This is a genomic window from Paracidovorax cattleyae (assembly GCF_900104515.1).
Taxonomy (GTDB): Bacteria; Pseudomonadota; Gammaproteobacteria; order Burkholderiales; family Burkholderiaceae_C; genus Paracidovorax; species Paracidovorax cattleyae.
Genome location: NZ_FNJL01000026.1, coordinates 70,662 through 82,401, shown reverse-complemented (window position 1 = coordinate 82,401; position 11,740 = coordinate 70,662). Strand labels below are relative to the sequence as shown.

13 protein-coding genes are annotated in these 11,740 nt (G+C 69.9%); 8 read left to right on the top strand and 5 right to left on the bottom strand.

All coding sequences use genetic code 11. The features are described from left to right. The coding region (locus BLR05_RS27290; protein ID WP_244160137.1) for a hypothetical protein at positions 1-208 on the top strand (208 nt) is incomplete at its 5' end. Positions 209-443: 235 nt separating this feature from the next. On the opposite strand, the gene BLR05_RS19175 is transcribed toward BLR05_RS27290, so the two are convergent. Beyond that, entirely contained in the window at positions 444-1,868 is a 1,425-nt protein-coding gene (locus tag BLR05_RS19175; protein ID WP_092837460.1) for an FAD-binding oxidoreductase, read from the bottom strand. A 522-nt stretch (positions 1,869-2,390) separates the two neighbouring features. Between BLR05_RS19175 and BLR05_RS19165 the strand changes: the two genes are divergently transcribed. Next, positions 2,391-2,690: a hypothetical protein gene (locus BLR05_RS19165; RefSeq protein WP_092837454.1), complete on the top strand. Its 300-nt coding sequence runs from the start codon at positions 2,391-2,393 to the stop codon at positions 2,688-2,690. Positions 2,691-2,811: 121 nt separating this feature from the next. Here the strand turns inward: BLR05_RS19165 and BLR05_RS19160 are convergent, their stop codons facing one another. Next, a complete protein-coding gene (locus BLR05_RS19160) occupies positions 2,812-3,210 on the bottom strand; it encodes an EF-hand domain-containing protein (protein WP_092837452.1) in 399 nt (132 codons plus the stop codon). A gap of 157 nt (positions 3,211-3,367) precedes the next feature. Between BLR05_RS19160 and BLR05_RS19155 the strand changes: the two genes are divergently transcribed. The 5 genes from BLR05_RS19155 (at position 3,368) to BLR05_RS19135 (ending at position 7,304) form a co-directional block, all read left to right on the top strand. Next, positions 3,368-3,955: a cob(I)yrinic acid a,c-diamide adenosyltransferase gene (locus BLR05_RS19155; protein WP_092837449.1), complete on the top strand. Its 588-nt coding sequence runs from the start codon at positions 3,368-3,370 to the stop codon at positions 3,953-3,955. A 181-nt stretch (positions 3,956-4,136) separates the two neighbouring features. Then, positions 4,137-4,835, top strand: coding sequence for a glycosyltransferase family 2 protein (locus BLR05_RS19150; protein WP_092837446.1), 699 nt, complete (start codon positions 4,137-4,139; stop codon positions 4,833-4,835). Then, positions 4,832-5,890 (top strand): acyl-CoA dehydrogenase family protein, encoded by a 1,059-nt coding sequence (locus tag BLR05_RS19145; protein ID WP_092837443.1) that lies wholly within the window; start codon positions 4,832-4,834, stop codon positions 5,888-5,890. The genes BLR05_RS19150 and BLR05_RS19145 overlap by 4 nt, the downstream gene beginning before the upstream one ends. Then, on the top strand, positions 5,878-6,666 hold the full coding sequence (locus BLR05_RS19140) for a PIG-L deacetylase family protein (RefSeq protein WP_092837440.1): 789 nt from the start codon (positions 5,878-5,880) through the stop codon (positions 6,664-6,666). Before BLR05_RS19145 ends, BLR05_RS19140 begins: the two co-directional genes overlap by 13 nt. Next, positions 6,663-7,304 carry an SAM-dependent methyltransferase gene (locus tag BLR05_RS19135; RefSeq protein ID WP_092837437.1) on the top strand — a complete coding sequence of 214 codons (642 nt, stop codon included), beginning with the start codon at positions 6,663-6,665 and terminating at the stop codon, positions 7,302-7,304. Before BLR05_RS19140 ends, BLR05_RS19135 begins: the two co-directional genes overlap by 4 nt. Here BLR05_RS19135 and BLR05_RS19130 read toward each other — a convergent pair whose 3' ends face one another. Continuing rightward, on the bottom strand, positions 7,305-7,727 hold the full coding sequence (locus BLR05_RS19130; RefSeq protein WP_092837434.1) for a hotdog fold thioesterase: 423 nt from the start codon (positions 7,725-7,727) through the stop codon (positions 7,305-7,307). It abuts the gene before it with no gap. 81 nt (positions 7,728-7,808) lie between these two features. Continuing rightward, entirely contained in the window at positions 7,809-9,332 is a 1,524-nt protein-coding gene (gene scpC, locus BLR05_RS19125; RefSeq protein WP_092837431.1) for a succinyl-CoA:acetate CoA-transferase ScpC, read from the bottom strand. Positions 9,333-9,518: 186 nt separating this feature from the next. On the opposite strand from scpC, the gene BLR05_RS19120 reads away from it, so the two are divergent. Continuing rightward, positions 9,519-10,244 (top strand): TFIIB-type zinc ribbon-containing protein, encoded by a 726-nt coding sequence (locus BLR05_RS19120; RefSeq protein WP_092837428.1) that lies wholly within the window; start codon positions 9,519-9,521, stop codon positions 10,242-10,244. Between the two features lie 17 nt (positions 10,245-10,261). On the opposite strand, the gene BLR05_RS19115 is transcribed toward BLR05_RS19120, so the two are convergent. Then, positions 10,262-11,563: a solute carrier family 23 protein gene (locus BLR05_RS19115; protein ID WP_092837425.1), complete on the bottom strand. Its 1,302-nt coding sequence runs from the start codon at positions 11,561-11,563 to the stop codon at positions 10,262-10,264. Positions 11,564-11,740: the final 177 nt, after the last annotated feature.

Here is an 11,740-nt window from a genome sequence, read left to right as displayed (position 1 = left end):
AGCCATGGCGCTTTGCCACGGCGACCGGGGCAACTGGCTTGACGGACTCACTTCGGGCCTGCCGCGCTGGCATGGAGCGCACGACGCCTTGCGCACGCAGCGTCCTGCGGATGGTTGCCGTGCAGACATGCACCCCGCCAAGATGACCGAGCTCGGCAGCGAGTTCATCGAGCGTCGCATGCGGCATCCGGGAAACGATCTCGCGTAAAAGCAGGATGTGTTGCGGCGTCAACGCCCCAGGTCTGCCGCCTCGGTTGACTACCTTCTCGCCATCGCCAGACCTGTACTCCGTCATTGCCATCTCCTGCATCTAGGGCAGATCACTCGCAATGTTCAGTCCAGTTGATTTTGTCTACACCCTCTAAACGCCTGCGCTGGTCGTGGCCCAACACCTGTGCACACACGAACCTAATCCACTCGTTGGCGACTATCACCAGTAAAAGTCACATCTCGAAAATCTTCCCCGGATTCAAAATGTTCTTCGGGTCCAGCGCCTGCTTGATCGCCCGCATCATCCCCACGGCTCCCGGCCCGGTCTCGTCCAGCAGGAACCCCATCTTGTGGATGCCCACCCCGTGCTCGCCCGTGCAGGTGCCGCCCATGGCCAGGGCCCGGGCGACGAGCTGGTGGTTGAGCCGTTCGGCCACCATGCGCTCGTCGTCGCTGTTGGGGTCGATCAGGTAGCCGAAGTGGAAGTTGCCGTCGCCCACGTGGCCCACGAGGAAGTAGGGGATGCCGCTGGCGTCGGCCTCGGTGACCGAGTCGAGCAGGCAGTCGGCCAGGCGGCTGATGGGCACGCAGGTGTCGGTGCTGATGGCGCGGCAGCCGGGTCGGCTCTGCACGGCAGCGAAATAGGCGTTGTGCCGCGCGGTCCACAGGCGCGTGCGCTCCTCGGGCGTGGTGGCCCACTCGAAGGCATTACCGTTCCACTCCTGTGCGATGGATTGCACGGTTTCGGCCTGTTCCTGCACGCCGGCGGGCGAGCCGTGGAACTCCATGAGCAGCATGGGCTCCTCGCGCAGGCCGAGCTTGCTGTGGGCGTTCACCATGCGCACGGTGTGCGCGTCGATCAGTTCCACGCGGGCGATGGGCACGCCCAGCTGGATGGTCTGGATGACGGTGCGCACGGCGGCCTCGATGCTCGGGAAGGAGCAGATGGCGGCGCTCACGGCCTCGGGCAAGGGGTAGAGGCGCAGCGTGACTTCGGTGATGACGCCCAGGGTGCCTTCGCTGCCCACCAGCAGGCGCGTCAGGTCGTAGCCGGCGGCGCTCTTCTTGGCGCGGGTGCCGGTGCGAATGGTCTCGCCCGCGGCCGTCACCACTTCGAGCGCGAGCACGTTCTCGCGCATGGTGCCGTAGCGCACGGCGTTGGTGCCGCTGGCACGCGTGGCGGCCATGCCGCCGATGCTCGCATCCGCGCCCGGGTCGATGGGGAAGAACAGGCCCGTGTCCTTGATGGCTTCGTTGAGCTGCTTGCGCGTGATGCCGGGCTGCACGGTCACGGTGAGGTCGTCCGCGTCCACGCTCAGCAGGCGGTTCATGCGCGAGACGTCGATGCTGATGCCGCCCTGGATGGCGAGCAGGTGGCCTTCGAGCGACGAGCCTGCGCCATACGGAATCACGGGCACGTCGTGCTGCGCGGCGAGACGCACGGCATCGGCCACGTCCTGCGTGCTTTCGGCGAAGACCACGGCCGAGGGCGGCGGCGCCTGCATCGAGCCTTCGTCGCGTCCGTGCTGCTCGCGCACCGCCTGGGCCAGCGAGCACTGGGTGCCGAATCGGGCCTGCAGCGCGTCCATGAAGGCCTGCGGCACGGGGCGCAGCCGGATCTCGGGCAACAGGTGGGCGGTGGCGGTGGGGGCGTTCATGGCGGGTGTCTCCTGGGGGAGATCCATTCTAGGCACCCTGCCCGCACCATGGAGATGCCTTCCATGGCCAGCACTTGAATGCGATGGGGCACAGGCGTTTCACCGAGCCACGTCCTGCCGGCCTCCGACCGATCTGCTTCGCAAGCTTTTGGCTTTGTTCGTGCCGCACCGTGTCCCAGCATGGGGTATCGGTAGAGTCGCGTCCCATTTAAGGAGTCCACCATGGGAAACGTCTGCATGCCGATCCGATCAGCCGGAACAAGAGCGAATCGGCCCCCTCCGGCTTCCGAACCGGTCCGGATGCCGTCCGGGAGCAGTCGGCGCAGCAGCAGCCATGCGCTAGCGGCAGAGCTGCCCATCAGTCCGCGGCGCAGTGCCGTTGGAGGGGCTCAGGGATTTGGTGATCTGCCGGATGAAATTCAACAGCAGGTGGCGGATCTGCTGCCCAGGTCCGGCCGGGTTGCGTTGCGCCAGGCCGGACCGGCAATCCACCGGGCCCTTCCACGAAATGAAAGAGACGCCATGCATGCCATGGAAGGTGCCCACGCGTTACTGGACATCGGCCCCGATACCCCTGCGGACGAAGTTGCCATGGCTGTCGAGCTCGGCGTCGCGGCGGCGGGGAAAAAGGATTGGCAGGACCGTGGCACCTTGCTGGCCGCCGCGCGCCATGCCGTCAGCCTGCTGACGGAACACCCTGAGCAGGCGCAACTCCTGGAGCACATCGACGCAGCGATCCAGAGCAGTGGGCTGACACCGGAACAATGGCGGCGCGTGGAGGGTATCCAGACGATGATGCTCGAGGCCCGGCAGTCCCGGTAGCCAGACGCACCGAAACCCGCATGCCTCCTGCCATGCGGGTCGGGTCGGGGAATCACAATCCTGGAGTTCTCGTGGTAGTTGCGCAATCACAGAACGTCAGCAGGACGCTGGAGGCAGGGTGTCAGGATTTGGCGCCTGCCTCGAATTCGGTGCGGGACAGGACTCCGTCATGGTTGGTGTCCAGTTCCTTGAAATGCTGGCTGATGGCGGGCAGGCGGGCGGCCTCCTGGGCGCTCAGCTTTCCGTCCTTGTCGGCGTCCGCACGGTCGAACGAGGCGCTGGCAGCCGTGGTGGGCGGCGTGCCCCCGAAGGTGGCCCGGTTGCTGCCTGCAGCGGAGAGCCCCTGGGCGCCCATCTCGGTAGCGCCGGAATGCGACGGCGTGGAGCGCGTTCCCGCCGAGGGCGTGGCGGAGGAGGTCTGTGCATGCGCCGCGGCGCTTCCCACTGCGATGGCCGCGAAGAGCATCACGCTGCGGGCATCGAAGGAAAGGGTGGGTCGTCGTTGCTGCGTAGCTGGCATGGATGTCAGGCTCCGTAGAAGTTGAACAGGCCTTCATTGCACCGCAGCACGCGGGGCCGCGCCAGCGCTTTTGCCCGCTGTTGCCCGGGTACACATTCGCGCCCGGGATGTAACGGAAAATGGCGCCTCTTCTCCCCAATCCCTCCGGAAGGCTCCCATGGGCAACCGATTGACACAGATTGCCACGCGCACGGGCGACGACGGGCGCACCGGCCTGGGCGACAACTCCCGCGTTTCCAAGCACAGCGCCCGGCCGCACGCCATGGGCGACGTGGACGAACTCAACTCCCACATTGGCCTGCTGCTCTGCGAATCCCTGCCGGAGGACGTGCGCACGCTGCTGGGCGATGTGCAGCACCAGCTCTTCGACCTGGGCGGCGAACTGTCCATCCCGGGCTTCGAACTGCTCAAGGAGGGCGCGCTCGCGCAGCTGGATGCGGCCCTGGCGCGCTACAACGCCACGCTGCCGCGCCTGCAGGAGTTCATCCTGCCGGCCGGCACGCGCGCGGCGTCGCAGGCGCACATCTGCCGCACCGTGGCGCGCCGTGCGGAGCGTGCCGTGGTGGCCCTGGGCGAGGCCGAGGGCCTGAGGCCCGCGCCCCGGCAGTACCTGAACCGGCTGTCCGACCTGTTCTTCGTGCTCGCCCGCGTGCTCAACCGCATGGAAGGGGGCGACGACGTGTACTGGCGCAGTGACCGGATGGCCCGTGCTGCCGCGCAGGACGAGGATCCCGAAGCCGGATAGCAGGCGGCGCTCCGCAGGTGGGCCTGTTCTCCTACGGCTGATGGGAGAACCCGTGCAGTACTTTCCCTTGGCAACAAAAGGAAAGCAGGACATCGATGGAGTGCGTTGAAAAGGCGGGCAGCCGGCAGCCCGGCAGTACGGAAAAAACGGCACCCGGCCTGCACAGCGCGGGGAGACCGCGATGATCGGCATCGTCGTTCCAGCCCACGATGAAGAGAAATGCCTGGACGTGTGCCTTCGTGCCCTGCGCGTGGCCGCGGCCCATCCCCGGCTGCGCGGCGAGGGCGTGGAGATCGTGGTCGCCCTGGATGCCTGTTCCGACCGCTCGGCCGATATCGCGAGGCACCATGGCGTGACGGCGCTGGCGCTGGAGCGCCGCAACGTGGGCGCGGCCCGTGCGGCGGGCGCCCGCGCAGCCCTGGAGGCAGGCGCACGCTGGCTGGGCTTCACCGATGCCGACAGCACCGTGGCCCCCGACTGGATCGCCAGCCAGCTGGCACTGGCGAGCGACGTCGTTTGCGGCACCGTCGAAGTGCGCGACTGGAGCGGATATTCCGGTGATGTGCAGCAGCGTTACCTGGCCGCCTATTCCGACGCGCCGGGACACCGGCACATCCACGGCGCCAACCTCGGCGTGGCGTCCGGCGCCTATGTGCAGGCCGGCGGCTTTCCCGAACTGTGCACGGGCGAGGACGTGGCCCTGGTGCACGCGCTCGAGGCGTCGGGCGCGTCCATCGCGTGGACCGACCTGCCGCGCGTGGTGACCAGCGCGCGCCGCCGCTGGCGCGCGCCGGAGGGCTTCGGCGCCTATCTGGCAGGCCTCGCGGGCCTGGCGGGGCCGGCGGCCATGGCTTCGGCCGCCGCGGGAGGCGTGGCATGAACATGCGCGATCCCGGCCACGGCGCTGCGCTGCTGTCGGCACTGCGGTCCGCGCTGGAAGGACTCGGCGCGGACGCCGGACCGGTGGACGGCCTTCGCGTGCTGGTGGATGCGGGCTGTGCGGACCTTCCTGCGCCTGGTGGCGGCACGACATTGGTTCGCTGGCGTGCGCTGGGCGAGGTGGCCGCGCACGATCTCTCGCTCGTGAAGCTCTATGAGGGCCATACCGACGCGCTCGCCATCCTGCGTGAACTGGGCGCCCCGGCGGGCATCGAGAACAGCACCCCGACATCGACATGGGGCACCTGGGCGGCGGAAGCGCCCGGTGCACGCGCGACCGTGCATCCCGGCCCGGGAGGGGCATTGCTCCTGCGCGGCCGCAAGGCATGGTGCTCGGGCGCGCAGCATGCGAGCCACGGATTGCTGACGGCCTGGCATCCGGACGGCCAGGGACCGCTGCTCATGGCGGTGGACATGCGCCAGCCGGGCGTGTCGTTCTCCGGCGACCACTGGCATGCGGTGGGCATGGCCGCCAGCGCCAGCGTCGATATCCTGTTCGACAACGTTCCCGCCGTGCCTGTCGGGGCAGTGGGCGATTATTTGCGGCGGCCCGGGTTCTGGCAGGGGGGCGCCGGCGTGGCGGCATGCTGGCACGGCGGCGCGGTGGCCCTGGCGGGCGTCCTGCATGCGGCCGTCGCGCAGGCTCCCGAGGCGCAGCGCACGGCCTTCCGGCTCGCGGCCCTGGGGCGGGTGGACCGTGCGATGGCGGGGGCGGCGGCGCTGCTGCGCGAGGCGGCCGGCTGGATCGATGCGCATCCCCGCGACGACGCACGGCTGATTGCCCTGCGGGTGCGCCAGACGGCGGAGGCCTGCGCGCGGTCCGTGCTCGATGAGGTGGGCCGGGCCCTGGGTGCCACGCCCTGGTGCCGCGATGCCGGATTCGCGCGCGGGGCGGCGGACCTTCCGGTCTTCATCCGCCAGAGCCATGCGGAACGTGACGATGCCGCCCTGGGCGAATGCCTGGCGCAATCGCAGGAGGCTCCATGGTCGATCTGACGGCAGACCGTGCGGCCGAGCGGCAGATCGATATCGGCCGCCCGCGCTGCACTTCCCAGGCCTGGCAGGAGCAGCTGTCCCGCCGCAGCGGCGCCTGCATGCCGGTTTCCGCCATGGTCGGCGCCGGCCAGCGCCTCGTGGTGCTGGCACCGCATCCCGACGATGAACTGCTGGCTTGCGGCATGCTCATGCATGCCCATGCCCGCCGGGGTGGCGATGTCCTGATCATCGGAGTGACCGACGGCGAGGCCAGCCACCGGGATGTGCCGGGCTGGTCGGGCCCCGACACCGCGGCCATGCGTCGCCGGGAGCGCGTGGAAGGCCTGGATGTGCTGGGGGCCGGCAAGGCCGACCTGCTGCTGCTCGGCCTGCCGGATGGCGCCCTCCAGGAGCGCGCCGCTGACCTCCAGCAGGCGCTGGGCACGCTGCTGCGCCCGGACGATGCCGTGGTGACCACGTGGCGCCTCGACGGGCACCCGGACCACGAAGCCTGCGGCCTGGCCGCTGCCGGCGCGGCGCGCAGGGCTGGCGCGCTGCTGTGGGAGGCGCCCGTGTGGATGTGGCACTGGGCGGAACCGGAGCATCCGAATGTGCCCTGGCACCGGCTCTGCGCGTTCCAGCCTGCGGCCGGCGCCGCGGCGGCCAAGCAGGCGGCGCTCGCACGCCACCGGTCGCAGCTTTCCGAGCGCGGGCACGGCATGGCGCCCGTGCTGGACGGCGCGATCCTGGAGCGCGCCCGCTGGCCGCTCGAATACTTCTTCCTTCCGGGGGCATGACCATGCCGTCGGATGTGCTTCATTGCGCGGATGGAGGCGCGGTCGCGTTGCGGCATTTCGAGGCGATGTATGCCGGCAGCGACGATCCGTGGCGTTTCGACGGCAGCTGGTATGAGGCCCGCAAGCGCCGCATGCTGCTGGCGGCGCTGCCCCATGAGCGCTATGCCCGCGCCTTCGAACCCGGCTGCGCCAACGGGGGGCTCACGGCCGAGCTGGCCCCGCGCTGCGGCCGGCTGCTCGCCACCGACGGCGCAGCGCGGGCTTTGTCGGTCGCCGGGCAGCGCCTGCGGCCATACCCCCACGTAACGCTGCGGCGCATGTGGGTGCCGGACGAATGGCCCGAAGGCGCGTTCGATCTGATCGTGCTCAGCGAATTCGTGTACTACCTGGCCCCCGCCGGCATCGACCGCCTGGCACAGCGCGTGCGTGCTTCGCTGGCGCCCGAAGGCGTGGTCGCGGCATGCCACTGGCGCCGGCCCATCCCGGGATGCGCCCTCGGCGGCGATGCGGCGCATGCACGGCTGGAGAGCGCGATGGCATTGCACCGCATGGTGGACACGACGGACGCGGATTTCCGCCTGGGGGTGTGGGCGGCCGCGACAGAGTCCGTCGCCTGCCGGGAAGGCCGGGCGGACTGATCAGCGCGGCGCGAGGATCGCCATGGTGAGGCGCGAGACGCAGGTGAGGTTCCCGGCCTCGTTGGCCATGTCGATCTGCCACACGTGCGTGGTGCGGCCGATGTGGATGGGCCGCGCGGTGCCGGTCACCCAGCCTTCGGTCGCGGCGCGCAGGTGGTTGGCGTTGATGTCCAGGCCCACCGCGCGGCAGCCCTCGGGCGAGGCGTACAACGCGCCCACGGAGCCCAGCGTCTCCGCCAGCACCACGCTCACGCCGCCGTGCAGCAGCCCGAAGGGCTGCCTGGTGCGCTCGTCCACCGGCACGCGGGCGCGCAGGAAATCGTCCCCGATCTCGGTGAATTCGATGCCCAGGTGGGTCACCGCGTTCGGCGTGGCCGGGTGGTTCAGGCTGTGCAGGTCGATGGGCTGCTTCCAGATCGGCATGGGCGATGTCTCCTTCAGGTGCGATCCGGTGATTATGGGAGGCTCCGGTTTTTCCTGCAGGCCTGCCCGGGACAGGGGCCGTCAGGCGCGCATCGAGCCGGTGCGCAGGTAGCGCTCGTGCCAGGACAGCGCCTCGCCCAGCAGGTGCGGCGTGTGCAGGCCGCAGCCGCTCGCGCGGGCGCGGGCCACGTAGTCGCGCAGGGCGGGGCGGAAATCGGGATGCGCGCAACGCTCGATCACCACCTCCGAGCGCTGCGAGGGCGAGAGGCCGCGCAGGTCCGCCAGGCCCTGCTCGGTGACGAGGATCTGCACGTCGTGCTCGGTGTGGTCCACGTGCGAGGCCATGGGCACGATGCACGAGATGCTGCCGCCCTTGGCGAGCGAGGGCGTCATGAAGATCGAGAGGTAGGCGTTGCGCGCGTAGTCGCCCGAGCCGCCGATGCCGTTCATGATCGACGAGCCCATCACGTGCGTGGAGTTCACGTTGCCGTAGATGTCGGCCTCGATCATGCCGTTCATCGAGATGAGGCCCAGCCTGCGGATCAGCTCGGGGTGGTTGCTGATCTCCTGCGGGCGCAGCACGATGCGGTCGCGGTAGAAGCCGATGTTGCGGGTGAATTCCTCGGTGGCCGCGGGGCTCAGCGACAGGGCGGTGGCCGAGGCGCTGTCCAGCGTGCCGGAGCGCAGCATGTCCAGCATGCCGTCCTGCAGCACCTCGGTGTAGGCCGTGAGGTGCTGGAAGGGGCCGGCGTCCAGCCCCGCCAGCACGGCGTTGGCGATGTTGCCCACGCCCGACTGCAGCGGCAGCAGCGTGGGCGGCAGCCGGCCGTGCCGCACCTCGTGCTGCAGGAACTCGATGATGTGGCCGGCGATGCGCTGCGAGGTGTCGTCGGGCGGGTTGAAGACGGAGTTGCGGTCGGGCGAATGGGTGGGCACCACGGCCACCACCTTGGCCGGGTCGCAGCGCAGGTAGGGCTCGCCGATGCGGTCGCCGGGCTTGACCAGCGGGATCGGCACGCGGTTGGGGGGCAGGTCGGTGCCGTAGTAGATGTCGTGCATGCCGTTCAGGCCTTCGGGCTGCCAGGCGTTCACCTCCAGGATGATTTTGTCGGCCTGGTCGAGCCAGGTCTTGTTGTTGCCCACGGAAGACGACGGGATGAGCCGCCCGTCCGGCAGCACGCCGGCCACTTCGATCACGGCGACGTCGAGCCGGCCCCAGAAGCCGAACCACACGTAGGGCGCCACGTGGGACAGGTGGGCGTCCACGTACTGCATCTTGCCTGCGTTGATCTGCGCGCGGCAGGTCGGATCGGACTGGTAGGGCATGCGCATGTTCACGCCGCCCACCTTCGCGAGCGCGCCGTCGAGTTCCGGTGCGGTGGAGGCACCCGTCCACAGGCCGATGCTGAAGGGCTCGCCCGCGGCGTGCAGCGTTTCGATGCGGGCAGCGAGCGCCGGGGGAATGGCCTTGGGGTAGCCCGCCCCGGTGAAGCCGCTCATGCCGACGCGTGCACCGTTCGGGATCAGGGCGGCGGCCTGCTCGGCCGTCATGCATTTGTCCCGCAGGATGGGGCACTGGATGCGGGAGGTGTCGGAAGAAGCCATGGAATGAATTGCCCGGCGGGCGGGGCCGGGAGAAGCGGAAGAAAAGGAATCCAAAAATCTTAGCGCCCGCGGATGTCCGCCATGTCCCGCGGCCGTCCCGCGCCGCGGCCGTACCGGCCGCACCGTGACGCCGCCGACACGGCGCGGCATGTCCGCGCGCCGCCGGGGTGCCTTACCATCCGGCCGATGCCCCATCCCTCCCTGTGCCCTTCGTGCCGGCAGCCTGCCGAGAACCACCGCTTCGAGGCCCGGGACGGCGCGGACCTGCACATCGACCTGTGCTTCGCCTGCCAGGGGCTCTGGTTCGACCCGCAGGAGAACACGCGCCTCGCGCCTGCGGCGGTGCTGGCGCTGTTCGAGCTGCTGCACCGCCACCGCGGCGACGCGCACCGGCCGCTCGCGCAGCGGCTGCAGTGCCCGCGCTGCGACAAGGCGCTGGAGCCGGGCTTCGACCTGGGCCAGGGCGGCCGCTACCGCACCTACCGCTGCGCCGCGCGCCACGGACGGTTCAGCACCTTCGGCGCATTCATGGTGGAGAAGGGGTTCGTGCGCCATCTCTCGTCCCTGGAGATCGACGCGCTGGCCACGCGGGTGGGCACCATCGCCTGCACGGCCTGCGGCGGCGCTGTGGACATCCGCAACGACCATGCCTGCCCTTACTGCCGCTCGGCCCTGTCGCTGCTCGACCCGCAGGCGGTGGACAAGGCGCTGGAGCGCCACGCACGCGCCGCGCGGTCCGCGGCCGAGCCCGCACGGCCCGAGGCCCTGGCCGACGCGCTCATCGCCATGGAGCGCGACCGCGAGCGGGAGCGGCGTGAACGCCAGCGGGAGGCGTTCACCTCCACCACCTCCGAGCGGTTCGACCTGCTCGCGGCAGGGGTCGAGCTGGTCTGGTCGCTGTTGAAGCGCTGAGCGGGCCCAGGCCCGGATCAGCGGCCGCGCCGCAGGTTCAGCAGCGCGTAGAGCCCGATGGCTCCGAACGTGGCGGTGCCGATGCCGCCCAGCGCGAAATCGCCGAATTTCAGGGTGAAATCGCCCGTGCCGATGATCAGCGTGATCGCCGCCACGATGAGGTTCTTGTTGTCCGAGAAGTCCACGCGGTTGTCCACCCAGATCTTGGCGCCTGCCACGGCGATGAGGCCGAACACCACGATCGAGACGCCGCCCATCACCGGCAGCGGGATGGCCTGGATCAGCGCGCCGAACTTCGGCGAGAAGCCCAGCAGCAGCGCGATCAGCCCGGCCACGAGGAACACGGCGGTGGAGTAGATCTTGGTGGCGGCCATCACGCCGATGTTCTCGGCATAGGTGGTCACGCCCGTGCCGCCCACGGCGCCGCTCGCCATGGTGGCGATGCCGTCGCCAATGAAGGCACGGCCCATGTAGCGGTCGAGGTTGCGGCCGGTCATGGCCGTGACGGCCTTCACGTGGCCGAGGTTCTCGGCCACCAGGATGACGGCCACCGGGGCGATCAGCAGCATGGCCGGCGCGCTGAACACGGGCGCGGCGAAGCGCGGCAGCCCCAGCCAGGGTGCGGCCAGCACGCCGGAGAGGTCCATCGGCTTGCCCAGGCCCAGGCCGTTGGTGAGCAGCGCGTACAGCACGCTGGCGGCGATCAGGCCCACGAGGATCAGCAGCCGCTGCAGCATGCCGCGCGCGAGCACGGCGACCAGGCCCACGCACACGAAGGTGGCGGCCTGCATCCAGCTCTCGAAATTGCTGGCGGCCATGTTCTTGATGGGCACCTGCGCGAGGTTGAGGCCGATCACCGCCACCACCGCGCCCGTCACCACGGGTGGCATGCAGCGCTCGGTCCAGCCCGTGCCCACGGCCTGCACGACGGCGCCGATCACGGTGTAGAGCAGGCCGCAGGCGATGATGCCGCCCAGCGCCACGGCCATGTTGGCGTTCGGGCCCGGGCCGGCATAGCCGGTGGCGGCGATCACCACGCCGATGAAGGCGAAGCTCGATCCGAGGTAGCTCGGCACGCGTCCGCCCGTCACCAGGAAGAAGATCAGCGTGCCCAGGCCGCTCATCAGGATGGCCACATTGGGGTCGAAGCCCATGAGGATGGGCGCGAGCACCGTGGCGCCGAACATGGCGATCACATGCTGCACCCCCATGGCGGCGGTGTGCGCCCAGGGAAGCCGCTCGTCGGGAGCGACCACTGCGCCTTCCACCGGCGAGGTCACGCGCCAGCGGGGGAAATAGGAGGAGGAACGGGAGGGCACGTCGAGGGACTCCTGGTGCCGCGCTGCGGGCGCCGGGCCGCGCGGTCATGTGGGTTGTGGGGTTGGAAGCGTGGCGAGTGTAGGGGCTGGCGCACCCCGCCCACACCAGAGTAGGAATGGGACGACCCGCGCCGCGGAATGCCTGCGGTAAGGTAGCCGTTGCCCCCATCTTCTTCC

Coding starts and splice junctions, on each gene's coding strand:
- BLR05_RS19175 (WP_092837460.1), bottom strand. CDS start 1,868: ATGAACGCCCCCACCGCCACCGCCCACCTGTTGCCCGAGATCCGGCTG.
- BLR05_RS19165 (WP_092837454.1), top strand. CDS start 2,391: ATGCATGCCATGGAAGGTGCCCACGCGTTACTGGACATCGGCCCCGAT.
- BLR05_RS19160 (WP_092837452.1), bottom strand. CDS start 3,210: ATGCCAGCTACGCAGCAACGACGACCCACCCTTTCCTTCGATGCCCGC.
- BLR05_RS19155 (WP_092837449.1), top strand. CDS start 3,368: ATGGGCAACCGATTGACACAGATTGCCACGCGCACGGGCGACGACGGG.
- BLR05_RS19150 (WP_092837446.1), top strand. CDS start 4,137: ATGATCGGCATCGTCGTTCCAGCCCACGATGAAGAGAAATGCCTGGAC.
- BLR05_RS19145 (WP_092837443.1), top strand. CDS start 4,832: ATGAACATGCGCGATCCCGGCCACGGCGCTGCGCTGCTGTCGGCACTG.
- BLR05_RS19140 (WP_092837440.1), top strand. CDS start 5,878: ATGGTCGATCTGACGGCAGACCGTGCGGCCGAGCGGCAGATCGATATC.
- BLR05_RS19135 (WP_092837437.1), top strand. CDS start 6,663: ATGACCATGCCGTCGGATGTGCTTCATTGCGCGGATGGAGGCGCGGTC.
- BLR05_RS19130 (WP_092837434.1), bottom strand. CDS start 7,727: ATGCCGATCTGGAAGCAGCCCATCGACCTGCACAGCCTGAACCACCCG.
- scpC (WP_092837431.1), bottom strand. CDS start 9,332: ATGGCTTCTTCCGACACCTCCCGCATCCAGTGCCCCATCCTGCGGGAC.
- BLR05_RS19120 (WP_092837428.1), top strand. CDS start 9,519: ATGCCCCATCCCTCCCTGTGCCCTTCGTGCCGGCAGCCTGCCGAGAAC.